This window comes from Moraxella caviae, from assembly GCF_002014985.1.
In the GTDB taxonomy this organism is placed as follows: Bacteria; Pseudomonadota; Gammaproteobacteria; order Pseudomonadales; family Moraxellaceae; genus Moraxella; species Moraxella caviae.
In genome coordinates this window covers 43,546-68,618 of sequence record NZ_MUXU01000035.1, presented here as the reverse complement: position 1 = coordinate 68,618, position 25,073 = coordinate 43,546, and the positions used below count along the sequence as shown (strand labels likewise).

The following is a 25,073-nucleotide window of genomic DNA, read 5'->3' as shown; positions in this document are numbered from 1 at the left end:
TGCTAAAATGCGATTTGTTCTTAATTTATCACAAAAACACCGTAATTGCGCAAAAATTTTCGCAGCGTGTTAATATTCGCTTAACATTTTTGCCAAAACCGTCTGGCAAATCGTTTATAAAATCATTTAAAGGTCTTGCAGCAGACTGCTTTTAAGTTAAAATCAATTAAAGCACTTTAGGCAAAACCTTATAAGTTCAAGCAAATCATCTTAGCCAAACAAACGCAGCACGTCATTGACAATCGCCAGCACCATAAAGCACAAAAGTAAGCTCATGCCAAGTCTGATGCCAGCCATCTGCACACGCTCGCTGATGGGTTTACGAAAAATCAGCTCATACAAATAAAACAGCAAATGCCCGCCATCCAGCACAGGAATGGGCAATAAATTCATCACCGCCAAGGACAAGCTGATGATTGCCGCCGTGGACAGCACCTGCTGCCAGCCGATTTCAAAGCTGGTCTTGGACACTTCGGCGATGGTGATTGGGCCTGATAAATTATCCAAGCCAATCATGCCTGTAATCATCTTGCCAATGGACGCAAAAGTCGTGGCGGTCAGCTGATAAGTTCGCTCAAAAGCACGCACCATCGCTTCTTTTGGCGTATGGCTTACCGTCATGCGGTATTCGCTTGGCACTGCCGACTCACCATCATACGCCACACGCACGCCAATCTGCCCGATGCGCTCGCTGCCGTTTTTGACGCCTTGCGGCATGACATCAAGGCTGATTTCACGCCCATCACGCAGCACCAAAAATTTTAGCATGGTTTCAGGGTTGCTGCGAATGATGGTGGCTGCTTCTAGCCAATGGGTGATCTTCTTATCATCAATCGCCAGCACTTCATCGCCAGCTTTTAACCCCATCAAATCAGCCGCACCTTCAGGCACCACTTTACCGATAACAGGCTTAATCACAGGCTGAAACGGCAGCACGCCAAGACTTTCTAGTGCGCCCATGCCCTTTTGCTCGCCCTGCATAAACTCATGAACGGCGATGCGGTGCGTGGTTTGGCTTGCAGCTTGCTCAGATTTTAAAATTACGTCTTTTGAAATTGTGTCTGGTGATGTGCCAGTGCTTGATGGTTCGGCTTTTATATCCTTTGCTGCCCAATCGCTTGCCACTAAATCATTTGCCGTCTCGGTGGTGATGGTGATTTCGCCTGTCTCGCCCATACGATCTGCCAGCGCATAATTCACCGCTTCCCACGTTTGCACCGCCCTGCCGTCAATGGCGATGATTTTCTCACCCGCCACAAGCGTACTTGCCGCTGCTGGCGACTCTGGCGCAATCACACCAATGCGTGTGTTCAGCTGCTCGCTTGGCGTCATAAACAGCACAAAAAACAGCGCCACTGCAATCAATAAATTCATCGCAGGGCCTGCCGCCACGATGGCAATTTTCTTGAGCGGATGCTGACGGTTAAATGCTTTGTGCTGTTCATCAGCTGGCACATCGCCTTCTCTTTCGTCCAGCATGCGCACATAGCCACCCAAAGGAATGGCGCACACTTTATATTCAATGCCTGTTTTTGGGCTTGTCCAGCCAAACAGTCGCTTGCCAAAGCCGATAGAATACGTCAAAACCTTGACGCCACACATTCTAGCGACAATATAATGCCCCCATTCGTGCAATGCCACCAGCGGTGTCAGCACACAAAGCGCCGCCAAAATCCACTGTAAAGCCGTCATTGCGCTGCTTCCTTACTATAAATACGCTCAAACGCCTGCTCAAAATCGTTCTTTTGTAAATCATCAAAAGACGCATTTTCAAAGCCATCAATCATCGTACTTGCGACTGTGCGCACCTTGCTGTCCATCGCCATAATACTTGGCAAATCGGCAAATTCATCATCAAAATGCGCGCTCACTTCTGGCGCAATCAAACAGCGTCCCACCACCTGCGCAATGTCCGTCAGGCGAATGCGTCCATCCAAAAACGCCTGCACCGCCACTTCATTGGCAGCATTTAGCGTAATGCACGCACCTGTGCCACACTTGGCAGCAAAACGTGCCAGCACAAGGCTTAAAAACTTTTGCTCATCTGGCTTGATGAATTCTAAGCTGGCAAGCTCAAAAAGGTTCAGCGGCTTGACATCAGCTGTCATGCGACTAGGAAAACTTAGCGCATGAGCGATGGGCGTGCGCATATCAGGCGTGCCAAGCTCAGCCAGCAGCGAGCCGTCCACATATTCCACCAAAGAATGCACCACACTGTTTGGGTGAATCACGATTTGCACTTGATGCTCTGGCAAATCAAACAAATGGCAGGCTTCAATCAGCTCAAGCCCTTTATTCATCATGGTTGCCGAGTCGATGGAAATCTTTTTGCCCATAGACCAATTTGGGTGATTGACCGCTTGTTCGGCAGTGGCAGCCGCCATTTGCGCATAAGTTTTGCGCAAAAATCCACCGCCAGAAGCCGTCAGCCACAGCTGTTTTACACCCAAATCCGCACGGTGAATGGCTTTATTGTCCGCTTGCACCGCTGGCGGCAAGCACTGAAAAATGGCGTTATGCTCGCTGTCAATGGGCAAAATCACCGCCCCATGCGTGCGTGCTGCCGCCATCACCAAATGCCCAGCCATCACCAAAGATTCTTTATTGGCAAGCAAAATTTTCTTGCCAGCCTTGGCAGCGCTTAGCGTGGACGACAGACCTGCCGCCCCCACAATCGCTGCCACCACCGTATCCACCTGCGGCGCACTTGCCAAAACATCAAGCCCATCACTGCCGCTTAACACCCTAGTATCAAGCCCTGCCGCCTGCAAACGCTCATCAAATTCTGCCGCCTTATTTTCTGGCACTGCCACCATCTGCGGACGAAATTCTTGGCACAACGCAAACAGCTTATCCAGCTGCCCAAAACCAGACAAACCCACCACACAAAAACGCTCACGATGGGCACGCACCAAAGCCAGCGTACTATCACCGATTGAGCCGGTCGCCCCCAGCACGGCAAGGTTTTGCACCGCCAAATCATCACAATTTAAATCTGGCAAAGCGTTTGGGAGGGCGGTGTCATTCATGAAAATTCTCAAAAATCCAAAAACTTAAAAACAATTTTTTAAAACAAAATCTTTATAGCAAAGTCTTAAAATCAAGTTTTAAAATCAAATCGCAAACTTGACAATCCAATCAGCCAATTTACCATCAAAGCACGGTTTGACGCTACAACCATCATCACAAAATCTGCGATAAATTCGCCAAATGCAGCTTAATCCACACTTCAGTAAACACGCCCATTTCTAATAAAATCAAAAACCCAAGCGCAAAGACAGGCGTGGCAGACAAAAGCGAATCAATGCGATCCAGTACGCCGCCATGCCCCGGCAAAATCGTGCCAGAATCTTTGATGCCTGCGCGGCGCTTAAGCATAGATTCAAACAAATCGCCCAGCACGCTTGCCATGACGGTGATGGCAGACAAAAGCAAGAACCACGCCAGCGCTGTGCCTGATAATTGCAGATAATCGCCCACAAGCCACGCCACCACGCCAGCAGTTGCCACACCACCCACCAAGCCTTCAATGCTTTTATTTGGTGAGACGTTTGGTGCAAGTTTACGCTTGCCAAATTTACGGCCGACAAAATACGCGCCGCTGTCTGCACACCACACCAACAAAAACACATACATCAGCCACCAAGGCGACATCTGCCACAGCCCGTACATGGCGGTGATGGCAGCCGTCAAAATCACGCCGCCCATGTATACCAAACGCTTGCCGTACCATTTTTCTTTGGCAGGATATTGCAGCACCCAGCCTGTCGCCATCACCCAAATCACAAGACTCAGCGCCCACCAAATCGCCCACGTCATCGGCACAAAAATAGACGCCATCGTTACAATCAGCACCACCACGATAAACTGCGCAGGCTCACGCCATTTTGGCATGAGCTTCGTCCATTCGTGCGCCGCAATCAACACACCAGCAGCCAAAAGCGGCAGCACGAAAATCGGCAATGTGCTGGCAAATAGCGCAAAGCCTACAATGGCAATCAGTACGATCGCGGTTTTAATGCGTTGCCACATGGTCGCTCCTGTTGGTTGGGTTGATGGTTGAAATTGACTGGCTAAATTTGATGTGCTGGTGATTGATTTTATGATGTTTGGCGTTTTTGATGATTTGGTTTTGCGGTTTTGTGAAGACTGCCCTTTGTGCGAAAACCACCTTTGTTACAGCGATTGATTTTCTCTGGCAAATTCACCGCTCAATTACCGCTCATTTGCCACTTGCTTGCCTTGAACTTGCTCGCTGGTCTTGCCAAAACGCCGCTCACGATTGGCAAACTGCGCCATCATTTCATCAAGCTCCGCCGTGCCAAATTCAGGCCACAGCGTTGGCGTGAAAAACAGCTCCGCATAAGCCGCTTGCCACAGCAAAAAATTAGAAATACGGTACTCACCGCCTGTGCGAATCAGCATATCCACAGGCGGACAGTCAGCCAGCGCCATTTGCTCTGCCATGGTTTGCACGCTGATGTCATCGCCTGCCATCTCGCCCGCCGCCACCTTTTGGGCTAAAGTTTTGGCAGCATTGGCAATGTCCCACTGCCCGCCATAGCTGATGGCAATCACCAAAGTCATGCGTGTAAAATGTGCCGTCTGCGCTTCTGCTTGCGCCATCAGCTGCGCCAAATCCGCACTCAGCCCACTGCGATCGCCAATAAAACGCAAGCGCACTTGGTATTTATCCATGCGTGGGATTTGCTCATTGATGCTTTTGGCAAGCAAATCCATCAGCAAATCCACTTCCACCTTGGGTCTTGCCCAGTTTTCAGACGAAAAAGCGAACACCGTCAATACTTGCACGCCTTTTTCCAAGCAATGCTCCACAATCGGATCAAGCGCGTCTTTGCCCTTGACGTGTCCTGCGCCAGTTGGCAAGGCGTGAGCTTTGCCGTAGCGATTATTGCCGTCCATGATGATGGCGATGTGGCGTGGCGTGGTAGAATGTGGCATGGTATCAAACGGTTAAACAATGCAATCCAATCAATTTGCCTTGACAATGCGTCAGGCGGTATTGATGGGGTTAAAAGCTAAAAATTATCACTGCGGTCTATCAATCATTACACAATAAACCGACAAATTATACACAAGCTTTTGTGCAAATCTAAATCTTGCGCACATCCAATTTTTTAGCACAACACAAAATCTTGCGCAAAAATGTGCGCACAATCCAAAAGCAAGGCTAGGCACTCACCCAACCTTGCCAAGCGCATTGATGTGTATCACACTTCCATCAATTCAGCTTCTTTTTTCTCAAGGCGTGCGTCAATATTGCCGATGAATTTATCGGTCAGTTTTTGAATGTCATCACCTGCACGACGCTCATCATCTTCTGAAATTTCTTTGTCTTTCACCAAAGTTTTGATGTCGTGCAACATATCACGGCGAATGTTACGCACAGACACGCGCGCCTGCTCAGCGTCCGAACGTGCCAATTTTTGCATATCACGGCGTGTCTCTTCGGTCAAAGCTGGCATTGGCACACGAATCACGTCTGCGGTCATTGGATTTAGACCCAAATCCGCTTCACGAATCGCCTTATCCACCGCCTGCACCATAGAGCGGTCAAACGGCTGTACCAAAAGCGTGCGGCTGTCTTCTACGTTGATGCTTGCCACTTGGTTTAGCGGCATATCAGAGCCATAATAGCTCACCATCACCCCTGACAAAATTCCCGGATGCGCACGCCCTGTACGCAATTTGGCAAACGCATTTTCCAAGGCTTCTAGGGATTTTTGCATACGGCTTTCGCCATCTTTTTTGATGTCGTTAATCATAAGTTTTCCTTTTTAAATTTAAAATGTGTTTTGGCGTGGTTTACCTGCAATGACAAGCCATCAGTGGTAAACTCGAGTACCTTCCGCTTCACCCATCACCACGTTTAATAATGCGTTTGGCTTATTCATGTCAAACACCTGCAATGGCACGTTATGCTCACGGCACAAGGCGATGGCGGTCAAATCCATCACGCCCAATTTTTTCTCCAGCACTTCATCAAAACTTAGGCTGTCGTATTTTACCGCATCAGCATGAACGCTTGGGTCTTTGTCATATACGCCATCAACTTTCGTGGCTTTTAGAATCAAGCCTGCTTCAATCTCAATGCCACGCAAGCACGCTGCGGTGTCGGTGGTGAAAAACGGATTGCCCGTACCTGCCACAAAAATACACACTTCACCGTTATTCAGATGGCGAATGGCTTCACGGCTAGAATACTGCTCACCGATGGTAGAGATATTCAGTGCTGACATCAGGCGAGTTTTGATGTTACGGCGCACCAGCGCATCACGCATGGCAAGTCCGTTCATGACCGTTGCCAACATACCCATCTGATCGCCAGTTACACGCCCTACCAAGCCTTGCTTTTGTAGGGTGCTGCCACGGTACAAGTTACCACCGCCCACAACAATACCTACCTGCACGCCAAGCCCACGCAAGTGCGCAATAGACAGACTCATCTGGTCTAAAATATTGGCATCAATACCCATATCCTTGCCGCCTGCCAAGGCTTCGCCAGAAAGTTTGAGCAAAATACGAGAAAATTTTGGATTTTTGTCAGACATAACGCCCCCAAGATGTGAATTGCGCACCTACGCCATCGTAGGAAAATTTGCCTAATTTTAGCACATTTTACCCACGATGTATAATTTGATGAAATTTTGCCAAAAATTTGGTGGATTTTGACGGATTGTTCACGGATTTTTGGCTAAAGTTTGGTGATTTTATGGCTTTTACGATATGTTGGCGATGTTTTAATAAATCACGCCAACTTGCCCTGTTTTTATAAACCTTACGCCATTCGCCAATCAATAGCCAAACCACGACCGCTCAACACTCCGCCAGCAATCAGCCGCGTCTTTTTGCCGCCAGCATGGCTTGAATGTTCGCCAGATAATCCTGCGCCACTTGTTTTGGGTCTTTTTGTGCTGCGCCACGCTTGCCGGGATAATTGACGTGCTCTAATGGCAGCTCGTCCAAAAAGCGTGATGGCGTGGTCATTTTATAATCCTTGCCAGCACGGCGTTTTTGCGCCAAAAGCAGCGTCAGCTCAAGCCTTGCGCGCGTAATGCCCACATACATCAAGCGCCGCTCTTCTTCAATGGTGTCAGCCATCATAGAATTGCGGTGCGGCAAAATCTCTTCTTCCACGCCAATAATGTACACATAGTCAAACTCAAGCCCCTTAGCGGCGTGCAGCGTCATCAGATTGACTTTATTGGTATTTTCTTCTTCTTGCTGCTGCTCCAGCATATCAAGCAGCACCAGTTTACGAATCACCGCTTCAATGCTCTTTTCGTCATCGTCTTCGGCACGATTGATGAGATTTTGAATACTGGTGTACAGCATTTCAATGTTATCAAGGCGGTTTTTTTCTTGTTGTGGTGTTTTGCTGTCTTCTTTGATAAAATCAATATAGCCCGTTTCCATAATCATCTGGCGCACCAGCGGCATTGGGTCTGGATTGTCGTACAAATCACGCGTATAACGCTCAATAAACTCCGCAAAGTCTTGCAACGTATGGCTTGCCTTATTACCCACCGCTGCTTTTAGCCCTGCATGACTGCACGCAGACAGCAGCGAAATGCTGTATTCTTGGGCAAGTAAGCCAAGTTTTTCTAGCGTTGCCGAACCCATGCCACGCTTAGGCGTGTTAATAATACGCAAAAATGCCGCATCGTCATCAGGATTTAAAATGATGCGCAAATAGCTCATCACGTCTTTGATTTCGGTGCGTGCAAAAAATGACGTACCGCCAGACAGTTTATAAGGCACGTCAAGCTGGCGCAGCTCGGTTTCTAGCACGCGCGCTTGAAAATTACTGCGATACAGCACCGCATATTGCTCCCACTGATTGCCGTTACGCAAACGGTGCGCCACGATTTCTTTGGCAACACGCTCGGCTTCGTCCAAATCATTAGGGCAAGTAATCACACGAATTTGCTCGCCTTCGCCTTTATCCGACCACAGCGATTTTTCAAAAATATGCTCGTTATTGGTGATGACGGAGTTTGCCGCGTGCAAAATGCGATTGGTGGAGCGGTAGTTTTGCTCAAGTTTGACAACGTGCAATTTTGGAAAATCTTGCTTAAGCAGCGCCATGTTTTCAGGTTTTGCGCCACGCCACGCATAGATGGATTGGTCGTCATCGCCCACCACCGTAAAGCGCGCCTGCACACCGACAAGTAGCTTAATCAGCTCGTACTGTGCGGTGTTGGTGTCTTGGTATTCGTCCACCAAAAGATAGCGAATGCGATTTTGCCACTTGTCACGTACGGTGGTATTTTCTTTTAAAATCTTGGCAGGCAGGACAATCAAATCGTCAAAATCCACCGCATTATACGCACGCAAATTGCGCTCATACAGCCCGTACAAATGCGCAAACATCGCATCTTCTGGATCATTCAGCGTCTGCAAAGCATCTTCTGGAGGAATCAAATCGTTTTTCCAGTCAGAAATCATCTTGATCGCCTTGCCAACCAGCTCTCTACTCTCCGCACCGCTTAAGTTATCACGCTGCATCAGCTCCAACAAAAGACGCTTGGAGTCATCGCTGTCCATAATACTAAAATTGCCCTTCAGCGGCGTGTTCACCAGCTCATAGCGTAAAAACTGCAAGCCAAATTGGTGAAAGGTAGACACCGTCAAGCCGCGCGTGCGCTCAGGCGGCAAAAGTTTTTGCACACGCGCCTTCATCTCGCGCGCCGCCTTATTGGTAAAGGTCATCGCCGTAATGCGCTCGGCTGGCACGTTACAGTTTTCAATCAAATGGGCAATTTTTTGGGTAATCACGCTCGTCTTGCCGCTGCCTGCGCCTGCCAATACCAACAAAGGCCCAGAAACGTGCGCAAGGGCTTCTTGCTGGCGTGGATTTAGCTTGCTCATAATACTCTCTTGTTTTTTGTTTGTCTTATATATTTGTAAATTTTATTTATATAATTTTTAATAAATTATAAATATTTAACCCATTCAATGAAGCGTCATCGGTCATATCTGACGTAAATTTTAGTCAAGCCAAATAAGCATAAGACAAAAAGCACACAGACAGCATGAATAATGTTGGCGAAAAACCACTAAAAACTTACCGTCTGCACGCTACATCAATCACTTGGCGGTCATTTCGCACTGTGCTGGCGAAAAAATTCCCATTCGTCCACCACTTTTCCATTTGGCAAATGACACACGCCATATTCATTACCTTGTGCGTCTTTTTGGATTTGCAATTTACCGCCTTGCTGTACGCAAAATTCGCTGGCTGGATTCACCGCGCCAACCACATCTGTGTTTTGTGCAGTATTTTGTGCAGGATTTGATGTCGCACAAGCGCTTAATGCCGCTGCTGCCGTGATGATCGCTACTTTTTTCATAAAGCACCTTTGTTGATTGTTAATATTTTAAAAGGCCAAACTGTTTGAAATTGGTTGTAAGTTGAGTTTTAGCCAAGTTGGTAAAGGTTCGCCAGCGTTTAAAAGCAGGTTTTAATTTATGTTAAGCGTTCGCTTGAACCAAAACTGCAAACCATCATTTGGCTCACATTGAACGCAAATCTCCGCCTTAAAACCCACCCCAAAACAAACAAAAAATCGCTGCCACGCCCAAAACCAAGCCTAGCCAAGCAAGCCTGCCCAAGCGCTCGCCAAACACCGCCACGCCAACAAACGCACCCAGCGTCAGCACGCCAATATTCATGCCTACAAATACAAGCGTCGGGTCATCGCTTAGCACTTGGTGCGCTCTGATGTAAAATAAAATATTGGCAAAATTTAGCGCCCCAAGCAGTACGCCACCCGCCAGACTTGCATCATGCCACACCGTACGCTTGGCAAGCAAATACCCCGCCATCAGCACCAAAGCCAGCGCAAATGAGATGAACAGCGTTACCGAAAAAGCACTGCCGAGCTTTGACATCTGCTTGAACAAAATATCAATCACACCATAGCCAACCCACACGCCAAACAGCAGCAAGGCGGTGGTTTTGGTGGTGGTTTTGGGCTGCGCAGATGAATGGGCGGCTAATGAATTATTGGTATTGGCAGCGTTGGCAAGTTTTGTGCTGGGTTTAGCATTAGGTTTAGTTACCAAACACAACAAAGCCACAAAAGCAAGCGCAATGCCCACCGCCTTAGATGCCGTCAGCACTTCGCCAAACAGCACAAAGGCGGCAATCACTGGCAAAAACAGCGCCAATCGCTGCGCTGCGTCCGATTTGGCAATGCCAACCACCGCCACCGCCTTTGCCATGATGACAAACACGCTCGGCAGCAGCACGCCCAACAGCAAAAACACAGGCGCGCCCATTTGCCAAAAGTCTGCGCCACGCAATACTTCGGCAGAAAAATCAGGGCGCAAAAACCACAAACACAGCACAAGCGCTGTCGCATAATTGACTAAAATCGCCTGCGCAATGTCAAGGTCGGCACGCCTAGCCAGCTTTAAAAACACCGAAACCAAAACCGATGCCGCAATCGCCATCAGCAAAAAATTCATCGCCCACCACCTGTTGCCACTGCTTGACGCTTGGCTTTATTTTAAAGTTTGAGATTACACCAAACGCGCGCTGGCAAGCTCGGTCAATAGATACAAACCTTCACGATAGCGGTTTTCTGGTAATTTACTTAGCGCAGCTTGGGCAAGTTTGGTTTCGTCCAGCGCACGTTTTTTGCAATAATCCAGCGCACCTGATTGCTGCACCAGCGCAATCAACTCACCTGCGTCCAGAACCTTACCCGTTTGCACCGCAATGCGCAATTTGTCATAATTTTGCGTATCGCTATTTTTAAGAATTTCTAAAGTTTTGATGATTGGTAGCGTTGGCTTACCTTCCGCCAAATCATCGCCCAAGTTTTTACCCATCACCGCGGCATCGCCTGTGAAATCCAGCACATCATCAATCATCTGAAACGCATTACCAAAATGATAAGCGAACGCACCCAAATCGTCCAAAAGCTCATCTCGCCCTTGTAGTAGTGCAGCGCCTTTGGTCGCCATCATAAATAGGCGCGATGTCTTGCCGTCAATGATTTGCAGATAATCATGCTCAGTGGTTTCAGGATTATGTTGATGCTGTAATTGCAAAACTTCACCTTCGGCAATGTCGCAAGTGCCATCAGAAAACAGCTTAAGCAGCGGCAGATTATTAAATCCTACTAATAAATTAAACGAACGGGCAATCAGATAATCCCCCACCAAAACAGCGGTTGCGTTATCCCAAGTGGCGTTTGCCGTTGGTCGTCCACGTCTTAGCCCAGATGCGTCAATCACATCATCATGCACAAGCGTTGCCGTGTGCAGCATTTCGGTGATTGCCGCCAGCTCCATCGCTTGCGCACTTTGCACATCGCTTAGCATTCGCGCGGTCAAAAGCGTAATCAAAGGACGCATACGCTTGCCGCCTGCGTTGATGACGTGCTCAGACACCTTCATCACCAGCTGCACTTTTGAATTAAGACTGCCAAATACCTGCTTATCCATGATGGCAAAATCGTCCGCCACGATACTTTGAATGTCGGCATAACTGGTTGTCATACTCATAATCCCATCAACTAAATTTACAAACCTAAAATCTACAAAATTCTCATCGCCATCACACAAGCCAGCGTTTTGCTGCATTTTGGCGGTATCATTTGTCAAACTTATCACTGCACGGCGCACGTTTTGCAAATGCGCAACAAAATCTTGCCATAATACCACAAGGCGAAAAAATAGGCAAAATGACAGCGTTTTTCTTTCAAAGAAATTTTACGCACCTTTTAATGCACGCACTTTTTAATGAATGTTTTGGCGGTGGTTTTAATTTTTGGTTTTAGTTTTTATGCTATAAATGCTTGCAAATATTCACGATTTTTTCATAAATTTTTGATAAAGTTTGCAAATGGTCGCTTATCATGCGCAAGTTGTTACTTTATACATTCTTTTGCTATCTTTATCCACTTATTAGATAAATTGCCCAAAAATCCTGATACAAACCAGCGTACAAATGAAAAAACGCTGCGTTTTTTATGGGTAATCATAAAAATTTGGAATGAATTTTGGCTTTTTTATAAGAAAATTTCAAAAATTTATGTAAATCGGTGCGATTACGTCTTGTCAAGTATCGTCTTTGTGTGCATAATGTGCTTTACAAAAAACTGCTTTACAGCAACAATTTAATCGTACGCAAGCAAATGACAAGCGAAGCGAGACTGACAACAGGAACAGCCATGAGCCAGCCTACTATCCATAATGCTACCCATAACGCAGAAATTGATGACGTGAACATTGAAAAATTCATTCCGCTGATTACTCCAGACGAACTAAAAGCACAATACCCACTTTCTGATGCAGCTTATCAAACCGTGCTGCACGGACGCACCACCATTCAAAATATCCTAGATGGCAAAGACAAGCGCATTTTGGTGGTGGTTGGGCCTTGCTCAATTCACGATGTCAAAGCCGCACACGAATATGCCGACAAACTTGCCGTGCTTGCCGATGAGCTAAAAGACGATTTGTTCATCGTCATGCGTGTGTACTTTGAAAAACCACGCACCACGACAGGCTGGAAAGGCTTAATCAACGATCCAAACATGGACGACAGCTTTGATATTGAAAAAGGCTTGGGGCTTGCGCGTAAGCTACTTTTGGACTTGAACGAAAAAGGCTTGCCATGCGCCACCGAAGCGCTCGATCCAAACACACCGCAATATATGCAAGATTTAATCAGCTGGTCAGCCATTGGCGCGCGCACCACCGAAAGCCAAACGCACCGTGAAATGAGCAGCGGTCTGTCTTGCCCTGTCGGCTTTAAAAACGGCACGGACGGCAGCATGACGGTGGCGGTAAACGCCATGCAAGCGGTGAAATCAGGACACAGCTTCCTTGGTCTGTCATCAGATGGCAAAGTATCCATCATCAAATCGCGCGGCAACAAATACGCCCACGTCGTACTGCGTGGCGGTAACGATCAGCCAAACTATGACGAAACCGCCATCGCCGCTGCCGAAGATGAGCTTGCCAAAGGCAAAACCAACGGCAAAATCATGGTGGACGCAAGCCACGCCAACTCTGGCAAAGACCCGTACCTACAGCCGATGGTGATTCAAAACATCGCAGGACAAATCCAAAACGGCAACCAATCCATCATGGGCTTGATGATTGAAAGCCATCTAAAAGGCGGACGCCAAAACATTCCAGCCGACCTAAGCCAGCTAGAATACGGCAAATCGGTAACGGACGGCTGCCTAGATTGGGACGCCACCGCAGACACCTTGCGTGAATTTGCCAATGCTGTAAAACCACACTTGGCAAACCGCTAAGACTTAGCCCAACCAACTCCAACGCCGATTGCCACCGCTTTCGGCGTTTATTTCATGCCTAAAAACCAAACTTGATAAAAAAGGCTTGATAATCAAGGCTTAATGTTGCAAAATGAACTTTAAAACGCTTGTGGTGTTTAGATAAAGTTAAGCCAAAAAACGCACGATTTTTTCAAGCGATTAGCAACCATTTTACCAATCAATTTATCAACCGATTTATTCACAAAACAACCAACAATCATGACAACTTTTAAAGACTTACTTTCCAAAGATTTACAAAACGAACTCAAGCAAATGAGTGGCAATAAAACCAAGGCCAGCCACGCAGACGAAAAAGGCGAGCAAACCACCGCCCTACCCAGCAAAAAACACATAGAAAAGCAGGTCAAACGATTTGACAGCGAGCTTGTGGGCGAGGACATGGTGCTATTTATGCAAGCCATGCACGGCGTAAAACCTCTCAAGCACGAAAAAAGCGTGGTGCAAAAAGTCAATAAAACGGACGACAACGCCTTGTACCGCCGCGCCAACGCCCAAGGCGGTGAAGATTTTAGCGATGTGGCGCTGTCTGATATGCAAGCGCTACTAAACCCTGTGGCGGGCGAAGCCTTTTTAAGCTACAAGCAGCCAAGCCTGCAAAATAAAGTGTTTGAGCAGCTCAAGCAAGGTAAATTGCGCTGGTACGATGCGGTGGATTTGCACGGCTCAAGCATTGAAGACGCCAGAAATGCCGTGCTAAAACTGGTGCGCATCGCCAGCCAAAATGGCGAAACTGTGGTGAAAATCGTGCACGGCAAAGGCGCAGACGCCATCATCAAAACCTGCGTCAATGGCTGGCTGCGTCAAATGCCGCAAGTCATGGCGTTTGTGTCTGCACCCAGCAATGAAGGCGGCAATGGTGCGGTGCTGGTGCTGCTTAAGAAAAATAAAGCACAGCCAACCGCTTAGGTGCGCTAAATTTTTCGCTTAGATTTTCGCCCAGTTTTTCAACCAGATTTTTGCTCAGTTTTTTATCAAACTTAGCCGTAAAACTTAGCCACCAAACTTGGCGAATTGATAAAAACCGACTGGTTGGTTTTTAATGCTAAAAGCCGACCAGTTTCAAGGATAACTTTTAATTAAGGACGATTTATGAATAGCGCGCCAAATCCCCAAACCCCATCAAATTCTACCGAAGATAGCACAGACTTGCATGACTTGGCATTTGAGCATTTAAAGGTTTCGCTGGACGCTGGCGTTTTGACCTTGATGATTGACCGTCCTGCTGCCAAAAACGCCTTGTACGGCAAGCTGTACGCACACTTGGCGCACGCTTTGGAATTTGCCGAACGCTCGCCAGAGGTGAAAAACGTGATTTTGCGTGGTGCAGGCGCAGATTTCACCGCAGGCAATGACCTTGATGAGTTCATCGCTTTTAGCCAAATGTCTGACATCAAAGACGCCGCCTTGCCAGCCTTTCGTTTTATTAAAGCTGCTGCCACGCTGAGTAAGCCCTTAATCATTGCCATCAAAGGCGTGGCGATTGGCATTGGTACGACAATTTTGTGCCACGCTGATTTTGTGTATTGTGATGACACGGCGGTGTTTGCCCTGCCTTTTGTCAGCCTAGGCTTGACGCCAGAAGCAGGCATGACACGGCTAATGACACAGCAAATTGGCTATTTGCGCACTTGTGAGCTGCTGTTTTGCGCCAAAAAATTTGACGCAGCACTCGCCAAAGACTACGGACTGATTTCGCACATCACACATGACACTGACGTGTACGAACACGCCCAAAATACCGCGCGTGCGCTTGCCGCCTTGCCCATGAGTGCGCTCACCGCCAGCAAACGCCTGCTGCGCCAAGACTTAGACGAAACTTTGGCGTGCATAGACAAAGAAGGCGAAGTATTTTTAGAGCGGCTGCGCTCAAAAGAATTGCTTGAAGCCATCAGCGCCTTTCGTGAAAAACGTCCAGCGGATTTTAGCCAGTTTGACGGATAAATAATAATCCGCCCAATTTTTGCCTGTCAGCACTCAATAAACGCTAAACGCCTTGATGATTTGTGCATTTGCCAAGCACGCCCAAAAACCGTACAATACACACAATTTTAAACTCAAGATTTGGCAAAAACACACTAGGCAACTTATGAACAAACTTACCATTGGCATTGTGGCAGGTGAAATTTCTGGCGACGCACTTGGCGCAGATTTCATGAAAAAAATGAACGCCCTAAACCCAAACGTACGCTGGGTGGGCGTTGGCGGACGTGAAATGGCGCAGGCAGGTCTGACTTCGGTGATTGATATGTCGCGGCTGTCGGTGATGGGACTTGTGGAAGTGGTGAAGCATTTGCCTGATTTACTGCGTGCTAAAAAAGAGATTTTGACGGCGTTTGAGCGTGAAAAAATTGATATTTTTATCGGCATTGACGCACCAGATTTTAATCTGCGACTTGGCAAAGCACTTAAGTCCACAGGCGTGTACTGCGTGCAATACGTCAGCCCCAGCATTTGGGCGTGGCGAGAAAATCGCATTCACACCATCAAAGCCGCCACCGATTTGGTGCTGTGCCTATTTCCTTTTGAGTTGCCCGTTTATGCCAAGCACCAGCACCCTGCCATCTGCGTAGGACACCCTTTACTGGATAAAATCACGCCGCCTTTTGATAAAGCCGTGCTGGCAGATGCGCTAAAACCGTACGACACGCTGGGTATTTTAGGCAAGTCAAACACACCCAAGCTAAACGCACCACAAATTTGCGTCATGGCTGGCTCACGCACCAGCGAAATCAGCGCCATCTTGCCCACGCTTTTGGCAAGTCTTGAACGCCTAAGCCTTGAGACACCAATCGGTGATGAGTTGCGGGATTTTTGTGCGGTGTTGCCAGTGATTAGCCGTGAGCATGCCAAGCTTGTGGCGCAGCTCGTTGCCACGCACACGCCTGCGCTTGCCGCGCGCTTGCAGGTGATTTATGACGATGGCAATTTCACCAAACCTTATGGTCTAAACATCAGCCAAACCGCCATGGCAGCAAGCGATATTACCGTGCTGGCTTCAGGCACCGCCACGCTTGAAGCCATGCTGCTGCACGCACCGATGGTCGTGGTATATAAGGTTGCGCCTGTTACTTATGCCATCGCCAAACGCTTGGTGAAAGTGCCGTACGTCTCTTTGCCGAACATCTTGGCGAATGCCAATCCAGCGTTCGGCTCTGCCATCGTGCCAGAGCTTTTGCAGCACGCCGCTACGCCCAAAAATATCGCCAGCCACATCGCTGCCGTGCGCCAAAGTGAGCAGGCGGATAATCTTGCCAAACTCAGCGAACTTACCAGAAACCTAAGCGCGCAAGACCCTGCCACTGCAGTCATGGCGCATTATCACAAGCAGCAATCAAACCACACTTAATCTTAAAATTTAACAAAATCAAGGGTTTAGCTTAGTAAAAGTTAAGCCCTTTTTATTGTGCTTGCTGTTTTTTCACTTTGCTAGATTACCGCACGCTTATCGATTTAATTGTTCAGTTTACAATTCCAGAAAGTTGCATGAGTTGGTTTGATGACTGATTATACGTTATCAGCACAAGTCATTGAATTTTCAAAATGTTTATCAATAAAACACAAACCTATTTGGCGGTGTATTGCGTTAAATTAAAAGAAAATTAATATTGACACAAAAAACGCTTGACTTTTCACAGGGGGGGGTAGAATGGGTATAAAATTTTACAGATTGTACTTTTGTAAATTTAATATTGTATTTAATTAAACTTAATGGAAGTTTTATATGCAAGCTGAAGAAAAGGTTTTGATTCGCTACAGATTTAATGACGTACTGCGTGAAATTGAAGTGTCTAAAAGCAAGTATGATTCCGAAGATGTTGACCAAATTATAGGTCGCATTGCCGCCCATTTAACATTTAAAGAGGGGATAAATGCCACCCTTAAAGATCTGTTTGACGGAATAGAAATCATAGAGGTTTTGGATAGCACAGAGCGATCACAAACAGCACAAGCAGCGCAAATAATTGGCTCTATTGCAGGTTCTTTGCTATCAACTGGAAATCTTACTGATGATACAGCGCCCAATCTCTCATCAAGACAAGCAGCCCTAAAAGCAGAGCATATTCCGGGCACGACAGCAGGCAGTCTAATGTCGGCTGAAAATTTTTCTGACAATGTGGTATTAAATGCGTCGCGCGGGCATGGTTTTGCAGCTGAAAAAGCCAATCATCTATATGATACTGCCACTGGCAAAAATGCACAAATCGTAGGCGGCGACAATGCAAAAAATGGCGCAGATCGCTTAGTAAATGGCGTGCAAATTCAAACTAAATTTTGCAGTAGTGGTAGTAAATGCATTAGCGAATGTTTTGAAAATGGTAAATTTCGCTATTGGGCTGATAATGGCAAGCCTATGCAAATTGAAGTACCGAAAGACTTTGCTGAATCAGCCAAACTAGCCTTTATTGAACGCATCAAAAAAGGACAGGTTATCGATGTGTCTAACATGACACCAAGCGAAATTCAGCAAACAGCCGAAACCATGGCTGAAGAAACCATCAAAGCAAGTCCTTTTACTTATGCACAAGCAAGAAATATTGCAAGATTTGGCACCATTGAAAGCCTAACCTATGACGCAGCCAATGGTGTAAAACTGGCAGGCACAGCAATGTGTATTACGTCCGCCATCTGCTTTGCTCGTACCATGTGGTCAGGCGAAGACTTTGATGTCGCTCTAAAAACCGCTTGTAATGAAGGCATTAAAGTAGGCGGTATCACTTGGATATCCAGCATCGCAACCGCTCAACTTGGCAGAACAGGCGCTGTACAAGCGTTAAGACCCGCCACTGATTTTATCATTGCGAAAATGGGCGCTCAAAATGCCGCCAGAATCGCAAATAGCGTACGTATAGGCAGCAAACCAGTTTACGGCGCAGCTGCAAAAACCAGTGCCAGCAAGCTGTTACGCGGCAATGCGGTTACTGGTATAGTTACCGTAACTGTTTTGTCATCAGTAGATTTATTTCGTATGTTTCAAGGCAGAGTATCAGGCGCACAAGTATTTAAAAATGTCATCAATACAGGAGTTGGCGTGGCGGCTGGTACGGCTGGCTGGGCAAGTGGCGTAGCCACAGGTGCAGCCTTGGGTAGCTTTATTCCCGGCATTGGCACAGCCGCTGGCGGGATTCTTGGGGGAATAATAGGTTCTCTTGGCGGTGGTGCTGCCGCTAGTAAAGTCTCATCTGTTGTGATGGACAGCATAATTGAAGATGACAGCAAAAAAATGCAAGCCATTTTGGGAGAGGTATTTACCCAGTTGGCAGAAGATTATCTATTGTCTGAAAGTGAAGCTACTCAAATCTTGGACGAGCTGGCTGGTATTTTGACAATAGATGTACTGCGCGATATGCACGCTGCTCCATCGCAATATGATTTTGCCAATGACTTGATTGAACCATTGGTAGAGGAAATTGCCAGAAACAGACCGCACATCTTGCTACCAAATCTAGATCAGATCTCTGATGGTGTTGAGCAAGTTTTAGAAGATATGTTAAAAGAAGAAGAGCCAAAAGAGCAACCACCAGAAGATGAAAATCTGATGTGGCTTAAAGAAGTTTGGCGCTCAAGACGCTCTAGTTATCGAGTAACTTTAGCTCAAGTTCGCAAATCCGCATAATCTAAATCCGAAAAAACCAAACGCACCACTTTTTAGTCGTGCGTTTGTTTTTTGTGGTTTTACTTTTAATAATGGTTTGCAAGATTTACATTAAATCACAGCACCGCCATCTCATCACGATGCACCATCACCGCTTTATCAGTGTCGGTCAGATTTAGGATTTGCAGCACTTCGGCGGTGTGCTGCTGGGTGATTTTTTTGGCGTCCTGTGCATTAAAACCAGCTTGCCCCACCGCAATGCGCACCTTGTCAGGGCTGACAATTTCCACCACGTCGCCTGCATCAAAGTCGCCTTGCACATCAATCACGCCCACAGGCAGCAGTGATTTTTGCTTATCCACAATCGCACCTGCCGCACCTGCATCTACCACCAGCGTGCCTTTCATGCGAATGTGCGAAGCCAGCCATTGTTTTTTGGCAATGAGTTTATCCGCGCCATCTACCGTCAGACGTGTGCCAATGACTTCACCATCCGCCAGCCTTGTGATGACATTTTCCACCTTGCCGTTGGCGATGATGGTTGGGCAATTACCCATCGCTGCAAGACGTGCCGCACGGATTTTGGTCAGCATACCACCACTGCCCCACTTGCCGCCATCGCCCGCCACATCAAACAGATAATCCGCCATCGCCCGCTCGCTTTGAATCAGCTTGGCGTTAGGATTGGTGCGTGGATTGTCGGTAAATACGCCTTCTTGGTCGGTCAAAATGATGTACAAATCCGCACCCACCATCGTGGCACTCATCGCCCCAAGCGTGTCATTATCGCCAAATTTAATCTCACCATAAGACACGGTGTCGTTTTCGTTAATCACAGGTACGACACGCCATTCCACCAGTTGATTGACGGTTTGGCTGATGTTTAGGTAGCGTGAGCGGTGCGCCAAATCATCGTGCGTAAGCAAAATTTGTGATGACTGCACGCCTTTTTGAATCAGCGCCTGCCACCACGTTTCAATCAGTCCCATCTGCCCAATGGACGCACAGGCTTGCAAGGCGGCAAGTTTTTTGGGACGCTCGGGCAAATTCATGCGCACCACGCCTTCAGCCACCGCCCCGCTAGACACCAGCACCACCTCAATGCCGCGCGCGTGCAACACAGCGATTTGCCGCGCCCATTCGTAAATGGCGGTGCGGTCAAGCCCACGTCCGTTATTGGTGAGTAGTGATGAGCCGATTTTTACGACAATGCGCTTTAAAGAAGTCATAATCCTGCCACAAATAAAAGATTGCCAAGCTGTAAGATGCGTCAAATGTGCGCGGTACGCAAATCATTCACGCACATACTCCACCGCCACATCATAATCGTCTTCGTTCCAGTCGTCGTCATCGTCCGCCACGCCTTCACGCTCGGCTTTGCGGCGCGCACGGTAGGCTTCTTTTTGGATTTCGGTATTGTGGCGCACTTCTTCTTCTAGGCGGGCGAAACGCTCGGCTTGCTCTTCGGCAAAAATCGGATCGCTTTCTTCACGCTCACGCTCATCTTCAATCGCTTGCATCAAATGGTGCTTGATGGCGTCCACGCCTTCGCCACTGATGGTTGCGGTGCGAAACACCATACCCGTCCAGCCAAGTCGTGCCACGATGTCGGTACACACGGCGTTGCGCTCATCTTCTGGGATTTGGTCAATTTTATTCAGCACCAAAATCTGTGGCAATTTGGAAAGTTCGGCAGAAAATTTCGCCAATTCGTCTAAAATCACGTTGGCATTATCCACAGGGTCGCTGCCGTCAATCGGCTTGACGTCCACGATGTGCAACAAGCGGCGCGTACGAGCAACGTGCTTTAAAAAGCGAATGCCAAGCCCTGCACCATCAGACGCACCCGCAATCAAACCCGGAATGTCCGCCATCACAAAAGACTGATGCACGCCCACGTCCACCACGCCTAAGTTTGGCACAAGTGTGGTGAACGGATAATCGGCAACTTTTGGTCTGGCGGCAGAAACTTGGCGAATGAACGTGGATTTGCCTGCATTCGGCAAGCCAATCAAGCCCACATCCGCCACCACTTTTAGCTCAAGTTTTAAATTTTTAAATTCACCTGCAAAACCCGGTGTAGCTTTTCTTGGGGCTTGGTTGGTGCTGGTTTTAAAGCGTGTGTTGCCAAAGCCGCCATCGCCACCTTTTGCCACCAGTACAGTTTGCCCGATTTCGGTCAAATCACCAATCACCAAATCAAGGTCGGTGTCAATGATGGTCGTCCCCACAGGCACGTGCAGGTAAATGTCGTCCGCACCTTTACCAGTACAGTTTTTGCCGCTGCCGTTTTCGCCGCGCTTGGCTTCAAATTTACGCGTGTAACGAAAATCCACCAAAGTGTTGGTGTTGTCGTCCGCCACAACGTACACGCTGCCGCCTTTGCCGCCATCGCCGCCATCAGGGCCGCCTTTTGGGACAAATTTTTCACGGCGAAAACTCACCACACCATTACCACCATCGCCTGCTTTGACGCTGATTACTGCTTCATCAATAAAACGCATTTTGTATACTCAAAAAACTGATTAAATTGCGGATATTGTAGCATAAATTTACTGACTAAACGAGATAAAGCCAACATCTACTCATGCAAAATACAAAAAAGCGATTGAATACCAATCGCTTTTTTGTAACAAACATTAGTTCCAAGTGCAAAAATGTTCTGAAACCAGCCACTCTCCAGTGCCATATTGATCTCTTAGCTTCGCCTTACAAGAATTAGCTTCCCCTGAAATATCCGAAGCGTAGATGATTTTAAACTCTATGATGTTTTTTGCAGGTTTGGCAAAAGAACCCATGCTTTGCACGGTTGCACATCTGTCTTTTGGATGGTGAACCATTTTTGAACCAACGCCGTCTCTGCTTAACCATTCTTCTTCTGGCGACTGTATTCTGCCAAAATTCAATCTCCAATTATCCGAGCAAGATGCTTTTAAAATCATCTCAAAAATATTATCCTGCGCTTCATTAAGCGTTTGGTCAATATCTGCGCGCCCTGTGCGAGTTTGCACCACCTTGGCAATCTGCTCAAGCTGAGTATCGGATGCTCTTGCAAAGACTTTGTCGCTCCGATGGCTCTCGGTGGTTGCTGTGTTACCAGTGATAACGCCCAGCGTTTTATTTACCACACCCAAGCCTTGCCCAACTTTATCCCAAAAGCTGGCTTGAGACTCCATAGCTGCAAGCGACATTGCAACCGCCATACCAAGTGCCATTACTTTTGTTTTCATCACATACACCTTTATTTACCTAGAACACGCCTTATCTTACCCCCCCCCCGAGATTTTTTGCAAGTGCTTTTATTTAAAATTTAATTCAGTAAATAGAATGCAAAATGACAAATACTATTAGCGATTTAAAAAATACAGCAATGGCATAACACAGCGATTACCCATAGCATTTCTCCACCATTCATGATAAATTAACCTTCACAAACCCATCACAAAATTTCACCACCATGACCGACCAACTTTTACATTTACGCCCGCCAACGCTTGCCGACAAGGCGCAGTTTTTAGCGTTTGCGGATGCTTTTGCCGAGCGTAACCTTGGACTGCACGGCGTGTACTTTGAGCTGTTTGACAGCTTTGAAGCGTGGCTGGATTTTTATCATGCGCCTGCTGGCACGCCTGCGCCAGACGGTTCGTTTATTAAGATTGATGAAAGTTGCTTTTTTGCTTTTGATAAAACAAACCGACTGGTCGGTGTGATTAGTATTCGCCATGCCCTAAATGAGTTTTTATTGCGTGAGGGCGGACACATTGGCTATAGCACGCACCCAGAATTTTGGGGCGGCGGCATTGCCAGCACCATGCTGCAATTCGCCTTGCAATACTGCCCAAAAATCGGCTTAGACAAGGTGCTGATTTGCTGTGATGAGCGTAATTTGGCTTCGGCACGCGTGATTGAGAAAAACGGCGGCGTGCTAGAAAACACCGTGCGCACACCCACACGCACCATGAGACGGTATTGGGTGGTGGTGTGATTGATGGCAAAATTGGCAAATGTCTAATTTTCTTGAAAAAGACAGCAAATTTGCTACAATGAAAGCAGCTTAACAAATTCACCAATAAGGGAGTATTATGCAAGCAAGCGCCTTACCACCGTCTGTGCAGCACATTTTACCCACTTTGCACGCATTAAATGACGAGCAAAAATTCACACTCATTCATCTACTTACTCAGAATAACTCTGCCGACAAGCCCAGACAGCTTGGCACATTGGCGCATAAAGCCAGCGTAACTTTTGCCAAGGACTGGGAAATTGACGATGAAACACTGATTGGTGAATCTTTGTGAAATTCTTATTGGATACGCATTTTTTGTTGTGAGCTTTTATCAATCCTGACAACATCAATCATCGCGTCCAGCAAATATTACTGGATAAAAATAACGAAATTTTTTACAGCCCTATCAGCCTGTGGGAAATCAACATAAAATACGCTTTGGGCAAACTACACCTACAAGGCGTAACACCCGATGAATTTTATCAAGAAATTTTGGGCAGTTTTTTAGTCTGTTTTCCGCTGGATAACGCCATTATCCCCACCAACCATCTTTTACCCAGAGAACACAAAGACCCTTTTGATAGACTGCTAATTTGGCAAAGCATTAAACAAAACCTTATTTTCATCTCTCAAGACGATAAAAACGCCCTATATCAAAAGCACGGACTAATTTACATTTCCTAACCAAACAAGCATTTCAACTTGACACAACCCCAAAAACAAAAAAGAGCCGAAAAATTCAGCTCTTTTTTAATGGGTGAATAGCGATTACTTCGCCATTTCTTCTGCCACACGGATTACCTGCGTGCTGTAGCCCATTTCGTTGTCGTACCACACATACAAAGTGGCGCGTTTGTCGGCGGCGATGGTGGCTTCGGCATCAAAAATCGCCACTTTTTCAGAACCTACAAAGTCGGTAGAAACCGCTTCAGGGCTGTCTGAGTAGTCGATTTGCTCTTGCCATTCTTGGCTGTCGGCTTTTGATTTGATGAAAGCATTTAGCTCGTCTGCTGTACCAACCGCTTTATCAAAGTTTAGGTTCAAAATTGCCAAAGATACGTTTGGCGTTGGCACACGAATGGCGTTGCCAGTCAGCTTGCCTTTTAGCTCTGGAATCGCCTTAGAAACTGCAGACGCTGCGCCTGTGCTGGTCATCACCATGTTTAGCGGTGCAGCACGGCCACGGCGGTCGGCTTTGTGGTAGTTATCCACCAAGTTTTGGTCGTTGGTGAATGCATGTACCGTTTCCATGTGTCCGTTTACGATGCCAAAAGCGTCATGCAATACTTTTAGTGTTGGCGTGATGGCGTTGGTGGTGCAGCTTGCTGCTGATACGATGGTGTCGCCGCCGATGGTGTCGTGATTTACGCCATAAACGACGTTTTTAATCTCGCCTTTGGCTGGTGCGGTCAAAAGCACTTTGGCAGCGCCTTTTGATTGCAAATGCTTGCCAAGACCTGCTTCATCTTTCCATTTGCCCGTGTTGTCAATAATGATGGCGTTATTGATGCCGTGTGCGGTGTAATCCACTTCTGATGGGTCGGCTGCGTAGATGACTTTGATAAAGCGGCCATTGACAATCATGCCGCCATTGGCTTCGTCCACCACTACAGAGCCATTGAACCAGCCGTGTACGCTGTCGCGCTCAAGCAAACTTGCACGCTTGGCAAGATCGCCTTCGCCTGCTGGGCGCACTACGATGGCTTTTAGTTGCAAGCCCTTATCAGACGCAGGACGGCTCATCAATAGGCGTGCCAAAATGCGACCAATGCGACCAAAGCCGTACAGCACCACGTCTGTTGTCGCTGCGGCAGTACCGCTGGTGAAATCAGTGGCGGTTTTGCCTTGTTTTACTGCTTGGGCGATGTCAATGCTGGTATTTGCCACGTCTGCTGCCACCAATGCCTGCACCAATGCCAAAGTATCGCCAAGTGCCACGCCATTGTCGTCATGCAAGGCGATGATGCCTGCCACGTCTAGGGCGATGCGCTTGCCCAAAAACAGGGTGTTCACGCCACGGTTGGCAAGTGCTGACAATGCCACAATCAGGGCAACAGCGTCATTTTCTTGAGTTTTGCGAGTGCTAAGATGAGATTCGTACAGGCTTGACATGGGAAATTTTCCTTTTAAA

At 47.3% G+C, this 25,073-nt stretch carries 22 protein-coding genes; 8 read left to right on the top strand and 14 right to left on the bottom strand.

Features of this window, described 5'->3' with window-relative positions; translation table 11 throughout:
• Positions 1 to 210: 210 nt before the first annotated feature.
• The 10 genes from rseP to B0181_RS05810 form a co-directional block, all read right to left on the bottom strand.
• The gene (gene rseP, locus B0181_RS05855) at positions 211 to 1,692 is read right to left on the bottom strand and encodes an RIP metalloprotease RseP (protein WP_078276573.1); all 1,482 of its coding nucleotides are present in this window, start codon (positions 1,690 to 1,692) and stop codon (positions 211 to 213) included.
• Positions 1,689 to 3,029, bottom strand: a complete 1,341-nt coding sequence (gene dxr / locus B0181_RS05850) for a 1-deoxy-D-xylulose-5-phosphate reductoisomerase (protein WP_245953298.1) — start codon at positions 3,027 to 3,029, stop codon at positions 1,689 to 1,691. The genes rseP and dxr overlap by 4 nt, the downstream gene beginning before the upstream one ends.
• Positions 3,030 to 3,183: 154 nt before the next feature.
• Positions 3,184 to 4,032: a phosphatidate cytidylyltransferase gene (locus tag B0181_RS05845; RefSeq protein WP_078276572.1), complete on the bottom strand. Its 849-nt coding sequence runs from the start codon at positions 4,030 to 4,032 to the stop codon at positions 3,184 to 3,186.
• Positions 4,033 to 4,215: 183 nt separating this feature from the next.
• Positions 4,216 to 4,962 (bottom strand): polyprenyl diphosphate synthase, encoded by a 747-nt coding sequence (gene uppS / locus B0181_RS05840; protein WP_078276571.1) that lies wholly within the window; start codon positions 4,960 to 4,962, stop codon positions 4,216 to 4,218.
• 269 nt (positions 4,963 to 5,231) lie between these two features.
• Positions 5,232 to 5,786 (bottom strand): ribosome recycling factor, encoded by a 555-nt coding sequence (gene frr / locus B0181_RS05835; protein WP_078276570.1) that lies wholly within the window; start codon positions 5,784 to 5,786, stop codon positions 5,232 to 5,234.
• A gap of 60 nt (positions 5,787 to 5,846) precedes the next feature.
• Positions 5,847 to 6,572, bottom strand: coding sequence for a UMP kinase (gene pyrH / locus B0181_RS05830; RefSeq protein WP_078276569.1), 726 nt, complete (start codon positions 6,570 to 6,572; stop codon positions 5,847 to 5,849).
• Positions 6,573 to 6,855: 283 nt separating this feature from the next.
• Entirely contained in the window at positions 6,856 to 8,892 is a 2,037-nt protein-coding gene (locus B0181_RS05825; RefSeq protein ID WP_078276568.1) for a UvrD-helicase domain-containing protein, read from the bottom strand.
• A gap of 230 nt (positions 8,893 to 9,122) precedes the next feature.
• Positions 9,123 to 9,374, bottom strand: a complete 252-nt coding sequence (locus tag B0181_RS05820; RefSeq protein ID WP_078276567.1) for a putative hemolysin — start codon at positions 9,372 to 9,374, stop codon at positions 9,123 to 9,125.
• A 187-nt stretch (positions 9,375 to 9,561) separates the two neighbouring features.
• Entirely contained in the window at positions 9,562 to 10,494 is a 933-nt protein-coding gene (locus tag B0181_RS05815) for a hypothetical protein (protein ID WP_078276566.1), read from the bottom strand.
• 54 nt (positions 10,495 to 10,548) lie between these two features.
• A complete protein-coding gene (locus B0181_RS05810) occupies positions 10,549 to 11,538 on the bottom strand; it encodes a polyprenyl synthetase family protein (RefSeq protein WP_078276597.1) in 990 nt (329 codons plus the stop codon).
• 668 nt (positions 11,539 to 12,206) lie between these two features.
• On the opposite strand from B0181_RS05810, the gene B0181_RS05805 reads away from it, so the two are divergent.
• The 5 genes from B0181_RS05805 (at position 12,207) to B0181_RS12265 (ending at position 18,957) form a co-directional block, all read left to right on the top strand.
• Entirely contained in the window at positions 12,207 to 13,301 is a 1,095-nt protein-coding gene (locus B0181_RS05805) for a 3-deoxy-7-phosphoheptulonate synthase (RefSeq protein ID WP_078276565.1), read from the top strand.
• Between the two features lie 240 nt (positions 13,302 to 13,541).
• Entirely contained in the window at positions 13,542 to 14,249 is a 708-nt protein-coding gene (locus B0181_RS05800; protein WP_078276564.1) for a Smr/MutS family protein, read from the top strand.
• 183 nt (positions 14,250 to 14,432) lie between these two features.
• Positions 14,433 to 15,284, top strand: a complete 852-nt coding sequence (locus B0181_RS05795; RefSeq protein WP_078276563.1) for an enoyl-CoA hydratase-related protein — start codon at positions 14,433 to 14,435, stop codon at positions 15,282 to 15,284.
• Between the two features lie 145 nt (positions 15,285 to 15,429).
• A complete protein-coding gene (gene lpxB / locus B0181_RS05790) occupies positions 15,430 to 16,689 on the top strand; it encodes a lipid-A-disaccharide synthase (RefSeq protein WP_078276562.1) in 1,260 nt (419 codons plus the stop codon).
• 375 nt (positions 16,690 to 17,064) lie between these two features.
• Positions 17,065 to 18,957 (top strand): hypothetical protein, encoded by a 1,893-nt coding sequence (locus B0181_RS12265; protein WP_174900345.1) that lies wholly within the window; start codon positions 17,065 to 17,067, stop codon positions 18,955 to 18,957.
• 95 nt (positions 18,958 to 19,052) lie between these two features.
• Here B0181_RS12265 and proB read toward each other — a convergent pair whose 3' ends face one another.
• The 3 genes from proB to B0181_RS05770 form a co-directional block, all read right to left on the bottom strand.
• The gene (gene proB / locus B0181_RS05780; RefSeq protein ID WP_078276561.1) at positions 19,053 to 20,165 is read right to left on the bottom strand and encodes a glutamate 5-kinase; all 1,113 of its coding nucleotides are present in this window, start codon (positions 20,163 to 20,165) and stop codon (positions 19,053 to 19,055) included.
• Between the two features lie 63 nt (positions 20,166 to 20,228).
• A complete protein-coding gene (gene cgtA / locus B0181_RS05775) occupies positions 20,229 to 21,440 on the bottom strand; it encodes an Obg family GTPase CgtA (RefSeq protein ID WP_078276560.1) in 1,212 nt (403 codons plus the stop codon).
• Positions 21,441 to 21,575: 135 nt separating this feature from the next.
• Complete coding sequence (locus tag B0181_RS05770) at positions 21,576 to 22,166, bottom strand: hypothetical protein (protein WP_078276559.1); 591 nt, start codon at positions 22,164 to 22,166, stop codon at positions 21,576 to 21,578.
• Positions 22,167 to 22,393: 227 nt separating this feature from the next.
• Here B0181_RS05770 and B0181_RS05765 point away from each other — a divergent pair, with 227 nt between their 5' ends.
• The 3 genes from B0181_RS05765 to B0181_RS12260 all read left to right on the top strand — a co-directional run bounded on the left by B0181_RS05765 (position 22,394) and on the right by B0181_RS12260 (position 23,626).
• Positions 22,394 to 22,921: a GNAT family N-acetyltransferase gene (locus tag B0181_RS05765; protein WP_078276558.1), complete on the top strand. Its 528-nt coding sequence runs from the start codon at positions 22,394 to 22,396 to the stop codon at positions 22,919 to 22,921.
• A 97-nt stretch (positions 22,922 to 23,018) separates the two neighbouring features.
• Entirely contained in the window at positions 23,019 to 23,234 is a 216-nt protein-coding gene (locus tag B0181_RS05760; RefSeq protein ID WP_078276557.1) for a hypothetical protein, read from the top strand.
• 146 nt (positions 23,235 to 23,380) lie between these two features.
• Positions 23,381 to 23,626, top strand: a complete 246-nt coding sequence (locus tag B0181_RS12260) for a PIN domain-containing protein (RefSeq protein WP_207384359.1) — start codon at positions 23,381 to 23,383, stop codon at positions 23,624 to 23,626.
• An 84-nt stretch (positions 23,627 to 23,710) separates the two neighbouring features.
• Here B0181_RS12260 and B0181_RS05750 read toward each other — a convergent pair whose 3' ends face one another.
• Positions 23,711 to 25,054, bottom strand: coding sequence for a glyceraldehyde-3-phosphate dehydrogenase (locus B0181_RS05750; RefSeq protein WP_078276556.1), 1,344 nt, complete (start codon positions 25,052 to 25,054; stop codon positions 23,711 to 23,713).
• Between the last annotated feature and the right edge of the window lie 19 nt (positions 25,055 to 25,073).